Annotated in this window: 10 protein-coding genes; 8 read left to right on the top strand and 2 right to left on the bottom strand. The window is 36.7% G+C overall.

Annotated elements, in window-relative coordinates:
* Positions 1-218 precede the first annotated feature (218 nt).
* The 6 genes from KO495_RS17740 (at position 219) to KO495_RS10500 (ending at position 4541) form a co-directional block, all read left to right on the top strand.
* Positions 219-1211 (top strand): Gfo/Idh/MocA family oxidoreductase, encoded by a 993-nt coding sequence (locus tag KO495_RS17740; protein ID WP_215980369.1) that lies wholly within the window; start codon positions 219-221, stop codon positions 1209-1211.
* 122 nt (positions 1212-1333) lie between these two features.
* A complete protein-coding gene (locus KO495_RS10520; protein WP_215980368.1) occupies positions 1334-1582 on the top strand; it encodes a DUF4282 domain-containing protein in 249 nt (82 codons plus the stop codon).
* A gap of 116 nt (positions 1583-1698) precedes the next feature.
* Positions 1699-2994, top strand: a complete 1296-nt coding sequence (locus KO495_RS10515; RefSeq protein WP_215980367.1) for an ATP-binding protein — start codon at positions 1699-1701, stop codon at positions 2992-2994.
* Positions 2995-3116: 122 nt separating this feature from the next.
* Positions 3117-3524: a hypothetical protein gene (locus KO495_RS10510; RefSeq protein WP_215980366.1), complete on the top strand. Its 408-nt coding sequence runs from the start codon at positions 3117-3119 to the stop codon at positions 3522-3524.
* Entirely contained in the window at positions 3524-3946 is a 423-nt protein-coding gene (locus KO495_RS10505; RefSeq protein ID WP_215980365.1) for a hypothetical protein, read from the top strand. The genes KO495_RS10510 and KO495_RS10505 overlap by 1 nt, the downstream gene beginning before the upstream one ends.
* A 103-nt stretch (positions 3947-4049) precedes the next feature.
* A complete protein-coding gene (locus KO495_RS10500; protein ID WP_215980370.1) occupies positions 4050-4541 on the top strand; it encodes a lipocalin family protein in 492 nt (163 codons plus the stop codon).
* A gap of 97 nt (positions 4542-4638) precedes the next feature.
* Here KO495_RS10500 and KO495_RS10495 read toward each other — a convergent pair whose 3' ends face one another.
* Positions 4639-5109 (bottom strand): hypothetical protein, encoded by a 471-nt coding sequence (locus tag KO495_RS10495; RefSeq protein WP_215980364.1) that lies wholly within the window; start codon positions 5107-5109, stop codon positions 4639-4641.
* Positions 5110-5301: 192 nt separating this feature from the next.
* On the opposite strand from KO495_RS10495, the gene KO495_RS10490 reads away from it, so the two are divergent.
* Complete coding sequence (locus KO495_RS10490; protein ID WP_215980363.1) at positions 5302-5703, top strand: hypothetical protein; 402 nt, start codon at positions 5302-5304, stop codon at positions 5701-5703.
* Positions 5704-5716: 13 nt separating this feature from the next.
* Here KO495_RS10490 and KO495_RS10485 read toward each other — a convergent pair whose 3' ends face one another.
* Positions 5717-7363 (bottom strand): tetratricopeptide repeat protein, encoded by a 1647-nt coding sequence (locus tag KO495_RS10485; RefSeq protein ID WP_215980362.1) that lies wholly within the window; start codon positions 7361-7363, stop codon positions 5717-5719.
* A gap of 253 nt (positions 7364-7616) precedes the next feature.
* On the opposite strand from KO495_RS10485, the gene KO495_RS10480 reads away from it, so the two are divergent.
* Positions 7617-8597: a slipin family protein gene (locus tag KO495_RS10480; protein WP_215980361.1), complete on the top strand. Its 981-nt coding sequence runs from the start codon at positions 7617-7619 to the stop codon at positions 8595-8597.
* Positions 8598-8699 lie beyond the last annotated feature (102 nt).

Genomic DNA, 8699 nt, shown 5'->3' with positions numbered 1-8699 from the left:
AAACTATCAAGCTAGCGATGCAGAAAAATAATTTTTGATGATATTTCAATTTGTTAAATATCTCTTAAACCGAGTTCAGGTTAATTATTCCCTCTTAACGTTCGTCATTAATATTAAGCACTATGGTAAGCTTTATTACGTTTACACGTTTTGTTAATAAAGCTTACCGTGCTTATTATTAAGTGTTGGTTATCGCTAACTTCTATTGAGGACTTGTTGTGAAGAACGTTTTATCTGGCTCGACTATTCGTTGGGGGATTATTGGCTGTGGCGCAGTAACCGAAATTAAAAGTGGTCCAGCCTACCAAAAAACCGAAGGGTTTGAACTGACAGCGGTAATGCGCAGAAATTTAGCCCTCGCTAAAAGTTATGCTCAGCGTCATCACGTTGCTCATTATTTTGATGATGCTGATAGTATTATTAACAACCCCAATATAGATGCCGTTTATATTGCCACGCCGCCCGATAGTCATAAACATTATGCATTATTAGTGGCTAAAGCCGGTAAGCCCTGTTGTATTGAAAAACCTTTAGCGCCAAATTACGCTGATAGTGTCGCCATAGTTGAAGCCTTTAAAGCAAAAAAATTGCCTTTATTTGTTGCCTATTATCGTCGCTCGTTACCGCGTTTTAATAAAGTAAAAGGTTTACTAGAAACGGGGGCAATAGGTGAGGTACGCCATGTGAGTTGGCATTTAAGTAAGCCAGCTAACGCGCTTGATTTATCAGGGGAATATAATTGGCGTACCGATAAAGTAATTGCTAAAGGCGGTTATTTTGATGACCTAGCAAGCCATGGCTTAGACTTAATTAGCTATTTACTGGGGAACTTTAAAACAGTACATGGCTTAGCGACTAATCAGCAAGGCTTGTATAGTGCCTTTGATGCCGTTACCGCCAATTGGTTACATGAGAGTGGCGTCACTGGTGTGGGTAGTTGGAATTTTGGTGCTGCGGCGCGTCAAGACCGATTAACATTTTATGGCAGTGCAGGGGAATTACGTTGCTCCGTATTCGATGAAGCGCCATTAATACTCTCTCAAGGAGAGCAACGCCAAGAACTAAGTATTGATAATCCAGATAATATTCAGCTATACCATGTACAAAATATGCAGGCGCAGCTGGTAAAGGGTATTTCACACCCTTCAACGGGCAAAAGCGCATTACATACTAGTTGGGTTATGGAGCAAATATTACAGGATGGTGGTTAATTTTAACTTGTTGATTATGAATTAGTTATCAAGTATTTTATCAAGGCTATAGGCTTTTGTTGTGTTTTAAAAGCTAGTTTTACTTTAACAATTGAACGGCATTAAATAAAAAGGATTTACTTATGAAAGATATATTTTTCTTCGACTCGATGTTAACACCTAAAATAATCACCTTTGTTTATTGGTTAATGTTACTTAGTGTACTTATTTCAGGTATAGGAACTATGTTTATCGGCCATGGCGGCGGCTTTTTCGCAGGTATGGGTATTCTTATTGGTGGTGCTATTGGTGCCAGAATTTGGTGTGAGCTATTAATTGTATTATTTAAAATACATGCAAACCTTCAAAAAATAGCCGATAAGTCAGAATAAAAGTTAATAGTTCAGCAAAAATTATAAAAAATAGTTGTTGTTTTAAGTTGTCGTTACTTAGGGTTATTAACTATTTTATCGCCCCTTTATCAAGGTTAGAGGAATAAGGACGTTTCGTGGCAAATTCAGGTCAGTACTCATTAAAAGAAGTATTCACACCGGCAAAACCCGCCAGAGTTAGTTTTATTAACCGTAATAAAATTAATAGAAGAGTGGTGCGAGCATTAGAAACTCCCGGCATTCAGATTATTGTTTATGGTCACACTGGTAGTGGTAAAACAACCTTATTAGAAAATAAGCTGTACGAAGTTTATGAAAAGCATATTCGAACCAACTGCATGGTCGGCTCAACGTTTGAACAAATTGTTTTAGATGCTTTCGAACAATTGGCTGAGTTTTATGTGGACGAGGTCACTAACAATAAAAAAAACCAAATTAGTGGTTCGCTCCAAGCGAATTACCTAGCAATTAAGGCTAGCCTTGGCGTAAATATTGAACAAGCACAAGGGGTAAAACAAAAACGATTATTACCCCCGCAATTATCGCCCCAAAACCTGGGGAGATTAATGGGCGCTGCAGGTTACTGTTGGGTGCTTGAAGACTTTCATAAAGTGGATGATAACGAAAAAATAAAGCTCTCCCAATTAATGAAAGTATTCATGGATATGTCAGATCAATATGAAGACTTGAAAATTATTGCATTAGGCGCTGTTAATTCTGCCAGAGATATTGTTAAAAGTGATGCTGAAATGCGACGAAGGTTGTCTGAAATTAACGTGCCGCTTATGCAAGATTCTGAGATAAGAGCAATTTTAGCTAAAGGCGAAGACTCTTTAAATATTATTTTTGGCGCGGATTTAAAAGAAAAAATAGCGCACTATTGTAATGGCCTACCTGCTATTGCTCATAAAATCGCTTATTTGATGTGTGATGGCGCAAATATTAAAAAGACCTTGAATAAATCTCAATGCTACGAGTTTACTGAATCTGATTTAGTGCTAGCTGTTGATGAATATATAGCCGATGAATCAGATACAATAAAGCGAGTATTTGACAATGCGCTGACCCATAATAAAGGCGAAAATGCCATTAGGTCACTGTTTTACGCCGGGCAAGAAGGCGGAAATATTGATGAGCTTTTTGGTTACTGTAAAGCGTTCCGTATTCGCATTCAAAAAAATCATCTAGAGGCCACTCTCAACGAGTTATCTTTACCTAAGTTTGGTGAGGTTATTAAGTTTGACGAAGATTCACATTTCTACAGTTTTTCAGATCCATTTTTTAGGTCATTTGCTTTGGCTTTTTTTGGCGAGAAAGATGAAGCGAATATTAATAAAAAGCTTACACCGCTGCAAAAACAGCAGATCTACCAAAAAGCAATTAACAAAATGAATCAGGTGATAAGTGCTTAATTTGTTAATGATAATTCAACCAAACACTGAACGTCGAACGTATAGTTCTGATGCTCTAGTTAATTCAAACTAATATTTTTTGCCTCATAATGAGGCGTTATATCACAGGAAGGTTTAATAACATGAATAAAGTTTTTAGTATTATTTTAGTGGTTCTGCTGTCTTTTTCAGCCAATGCCGATGAGAATTTATTTTCGGGAACATGGACACTTGTTTCAGGTGAATATATTAATTATGAAGGTAAGTTAGTCAGTTATGAGTCGCTTAATTTACGTTCAATTAAAGTTATTACTAACACTCATTTTAGTTTTGTCACTATGTCAGGGGATAAGTTTTGGAGCTCAGGTACAGGAACTTTTGAGGTTACCGATAGTGAATACATCGAGTCACCTATATATACCTCATTTAATTCCCCAGAAGGTAAGAAGTATGTATTTAAATATAAAAAAGAGGGCGACAAATGGGTTAGCTCTCGATGGGAAAATGACAAACGCGTAGAGTACGAAGTGTGGCAGCGTATTAGCGATTAATGAAAGTGTATTGGTGGGGAATGTACTGGCGATACCTAGCGTCAATTGCTGTGATGCTACTTTTGGTCGCACTTATTGATGCGCAACTAGATTTAGTTAGTTTAGTTGGAGTGGAATTTTTACCAATAGCTTTTTGGGGATTTATGGCTGTATTTTTTATATTTACGGGTATTTTTCAACGAAACGGCTTTCTGTATTTTTTCTGGGGTTATAAGTTAGCGCTAAGCAATAAAGTTTGGTTGCAGTTCAATGCAATGTTAGTGTTTTTATTTGTTGCATTGGCTGTTGCTGGTTACATTATCAATGAAATAGCTAGTGCGAACAATTTGTTGTATTACAAACTATACGGTCAAATGACACTTTTAATCTTTTACCCATTATTTGTGGCAAGGTTTGTTGCTAAACATGAAAAAACATCATGATCATAAGTGTCATATTTTCTTCGTTTATTTTTGTCAGGCTTTCTTTGTCTCTTAATGAAGCGCTAAACATTTAGGAGTTCTTGTGAAAATAATATTACTATTTATGAGCATATTGCTTAGTGGTTGCGTTGGTATGCCTGATTCAGTAAAGCCTGTTGATAATTTTGAACTCGATAGATATTTAGGGAAGTGGTATGAGATTGCCCGTTTAGACCACTCGTTTGAAAGGGGATTAACTCAAGTTACTGCTAACTATAGTCTTAAAGACGATGGCGGTGTGCTTGTTGTTAACCGTGGATTTTCAACAACTGATAATGAATGGAAAGAAGCTGAAGGAAAAGCCTATTTTGTAAGTTCTAATTCAGAAGGTTATCTAAAAGTATCGTTTTTTGGGCCGTTTTATGGTTCTTATGTTATTTTTGAATTAGAAAAAAGCAACTATCAATATGCATTTGTTTCTGGACCAAATACCGATTACCTTTGGCTTTTATCAAGAACAGCAACGGTAAAACCAGAGGTAATCGAGAAGTTTGAAAAAATGTCAAAAGCGCGTGGTTTTAATATAAATGAGATTATTTATGTGTATCACGACTAACATCTACTAAATTGCTTAGAGAATAATACTCATTTAAAGGTAAGTTGTTAAAAGTTACCTTTAAAAGCAATTGATTGTTAGTTTTTTTATTAAGCGCTTAGCGCTTTGAAAAAGCGGTTAGTCGGCTGAGCGAAATACTCACAACCACCAATGCAAAAAATAAAATATGTAACCAAAGCTTAGGGCCAATTTCGGTGTTTAAGTCAGATAAAGCGAAGATATTTGTAAATTCACCCGTGGTAATCAGTTTTATAACCCACTCATTAGCAGGCGTTGCAATGAGCGTAGTTAACCATCCTAAAATAATTATTTGTAAAAAGCTGACAGTAAGAGATTTATTAACGTTGTAGATAAGGAGTGAAATAAAAGTATAAAATATTGAAACAGTCCCATGTAGTAACCAAGCTAAAATAACAGCATACTCCTCTCTATAATGTCCTATCTCTACATACACAGCAGCATGTCGCGATGTTAATGTCAGCATTCCAAAAAAGGGTTGGATCACAATAAAGGCAACACTTGCAATAAGCCCGATGACAAGTGTAGTGAGTAGTGTTTTTATGTTCATATTTACTTATTAATAGTTTATTTATAACTAATAGATAGGTTGAAATTGCTTTTTATTTCAAAATAAATATAGTTTATGAGCTACAAACTTAATAAGCATTCAAACGGACTTGAGATTATTGTCTTAATACCTCACTCAGGTTAGTTAATATTTATCAGTCATTTAATCTAATGTTATTGATTTTAGGAATATATGAGTTTTTTTCAAAAATTTATTTTAGCTTTATGCTTTGCTATTGCCTTTTTTGTACCCGTTTGGTTTTTAGGTTTAGGCATAGTTGTCGGGATTTTATATGCCGTATTTAGCCTTTTTAGCGGTGACTACTTTCTGTTTTTTATTCCATTAGTGTCTGCTTTAGGTGCTGTGGGTTTTTGGGGAATTTGCCAATTACTTGCTAAAACCTTAGATAGCGCCATTAATATTGCTAGCCCTAAGCGGCTCAGAATATACCTATGCTTAGGGGTTGTTTCTTTATCGATAGCCGCCACTATTGCAGCGCTGAAATTAGGGGTTTATGGGTTGTTTTGCTTGTCCCCGTTTTTAGTCACTTTATTTTTAGTGAACTATCACCGGGCTTATTTAACGAGTAAATAAGCATTTTTCATTATTAATGAATTTCATAATAGCTATTATTGTTCAGCCAAGCATTAATACGCGCCATTAATAAGTTACTCTTAGCGTTTTCTGCAATGGCAAGCGCTTGCTTAGCTAAGATGTTTGCTTGTGTTGTTTGCCCTTGTGCTTGTTTAATGTCGGCTTGTGCTAATAAAACAGCTACCTGATTGGTTACCACGCCATTTTCGTTGGCGATTGCTATTGCTTGTGAAAAGTAATGCTCACTTTGCTCAATTCGGCCCTGTTCATTGGCGATAATAGCGAGCTCTATTAAAGGTCGGGTTTGACCATAATTACCTCGAAATTTTTGATAAAAGGCTAACGCGGTTTGCTGTAATTTAATCGCCTGAGGGTAATTCTTTTGTAAACGTTTTATTTTACCTAATTCTTCATGTGAATAAGCAATAAATAGTGAGTCTTGGTGGGTGTCAGCTAAATTTTGCGCTGATATTATATAGCGCTGAGCCTGTAATAAGGTTTCATTATTAAGGCTATTGTTGGCTTGATGCCAATTCATTAATGAGACCCCCAGTAATAAATAACTACGCATTTCTTCACGATAAGCCTTCTTTTCTTTTGCTTGCTGAATGTTTTCTTGCATTAAGGCTAAGCCACGTTCAAGGTTATTATTATTCATATAGCAGGCAGCTAAATAACGGCGAGCAGGTAAGAGTTCGTTGTTGGTTTGCAGGGCAGAAGAAAAAAAGCCAATCGCTTTGCTATATTCTCGTAACAGGTAAAGCTCAATACCTCGGGCAAATGCTTCATTACTAAAGTCGTGTTGTGCCGATGCCGTGGTATTTGGGGTGAAATCACTATAGCGTAAAGCTATTTTTTCAACTAACTGCTCAAAAGCTTTTTCAACCGTATCAGCAAACTCAATACCTCGTTCAACGCTATGCGGTAAATATAAGGTGTAATGCAATTGGAAGTCTTGCGGGTAACCCAGCAAGCGTGATTGTACAATTAAGTCTGCCGCTAATGTGTTTTGTAAGCTGGCAATTTGTTGAGCGTCTTTCGGCGAATGTAGGTTTTTTAACTGAGGTAAGGTACGTTGCACTTTATCGCTTTCTATTACGCTCAAATTACTTTGCTGTTGTAAGCGTTGGCTTAAGTATTCAGTGCCCTTTATAGGAACCCAATTATGTATGTCATCGGGCATATCATTTTTTACCGGTAAAAATGCTACCGTCATAATTTTTTGGCTACTTAATTGAGGGTCTAGCTGATTAGCCGCCTGCTGACTTTTATAGAGGAAAAAAGTTACCACTACTGTAATTAAAATAATGATTAACTTAGTTATTTTGCTCGATATAAAAGGATTTTTCGTTAATGGGGTGCAGACAACTTCTGTTAAATCAGCTGTCCATTGGTAACCCTGGCGAGGATAGGTTTTAATGACTTGGCTACCTAAAATATCACGAATTTCTTTAATAGATTGAACCAGTACCTGTTCTTGCACTATAACATCATGCCAAATCTCATCTAATAAGCGCTGCTTAGTAACGACTTCTTGTTGATGGGTAATTAAATATTTAAGCACTAATAACGTTTTGGCTCTGACGTTGATCTTTTCACCGTCTTTGATGATAACACCAGCGGTTAAGTTTATTTCAATGTCAGCAAGGGTAAAACGCATAAAATATTGGTATATATGAGTAAAAGTGGCAAGCGTATGTTGGCTTAAATTAAAAAGGAGTGCAACAGCCCTAATGGAAAACTATTCTGACGAAATCTCTTGCTTTGAATAGTTGGGTCAATTAACGTAAATAGCTCTTATTCATTGTGCATTGTGCTAAGTGTAATGTTAAACGCTCTGGGTAATAACAAAGATTAGGATTTATCATGTTTGCAGACTCTCTGCATTCTCAAAAAAACACAAAGGAAGTTACATGTTAATTGTTGAAGAATTACTAACCAACCCTACGCTGTGGGTTACGCTGGTTATTTTATATACCTTAAAAAAAGGTATTCATTTTGTCCCTCAAAACCGTGGTTATGTTATTTACACTTTGGGTAAATACAGCAAAACGCTATCAGCGGGTTTGAATTTTATTATTCCGTTCATACAATCGGTTGCTGCAAACCGTAACCTTAAAGAGCAATCGTTAGAGATTATTTCTCAAGCGGCAATCACTAAAGACAACATTACTTTGGAAATAGATGGTATTTTATTTTTAAAGGTAACAGATGCCGCAGCGGCAACCAATAATATTACTGACTATAAACTGTCAGTAACGCAATTAGCTATGACTACCATGCGTAACGCGATTGGTTCAATGGAGCTTGATGAGTGTTTTCAAAATCGTGACATGATTAATGCACAAATTTTAACGTCAATGACCGATGCCACTGCGCCTTGGGGTGTTATGGTGACGCGTTATGAAATTAAAGACATTATGCCGCCACAAAGTATCCGTGAAGATATGGAAAAACAAATGACGGCAGAGCGTGAAAAACGCTCGGTTATTTTAACTGCTGAAGGTGTTAAAACGGCAGCCATTACTGAAGCTGAAGGTCATAAACAAGCGCGTGTTTTAGATGCAGAAGCCGCTAAGGCTGAGCAAGTACTTGCAGCACAAGCTTCACAAGAAGCCCAAATTTTAGAAGCAACAGGTAAAGCAGAAGCAATACGTTTAGTTGCCGAAGCAGATGCTAATGCCCTCGAAGTTGTTGGGCAAGCGGCCAATACCGATCAAGGTCGTTCTGCAGTAACACTAACTTTGGCACAAGATGCGATTAAAGCTCATCAAGCAATTGCGAAAGACAGTACTGTAGTTTTAACCGATGGTAAAACGGGTGACAATATTGCTAACACCGTAGCGCAGGCTATTGCGGTATCGAGCACGTTGAAGTTACCAACACAGCTTTAATTATTAATATTAAGATGAATAGTATTTAACCTGATCTCGGCTTAACAAATATTTCTCTAGCAGCTATTTTTCCTGACTTCTTCGTTAAATTTACTTGCAATA

Origin of the sequence: Colwellia sp. D2M02 (assembly GCF_018860755.1) — a bacterium.
GTDB lineage: Bacteria > Pseudomonadota > Gammaproteobacteria > Enterobacterales > Alteromonadaceae > Colwellia > Colwellia asteriadis.
Note: the sequence above shows the minus strand (reverse complement) of the source record. Positions and strands in the feature narration are given on the sequence as shown.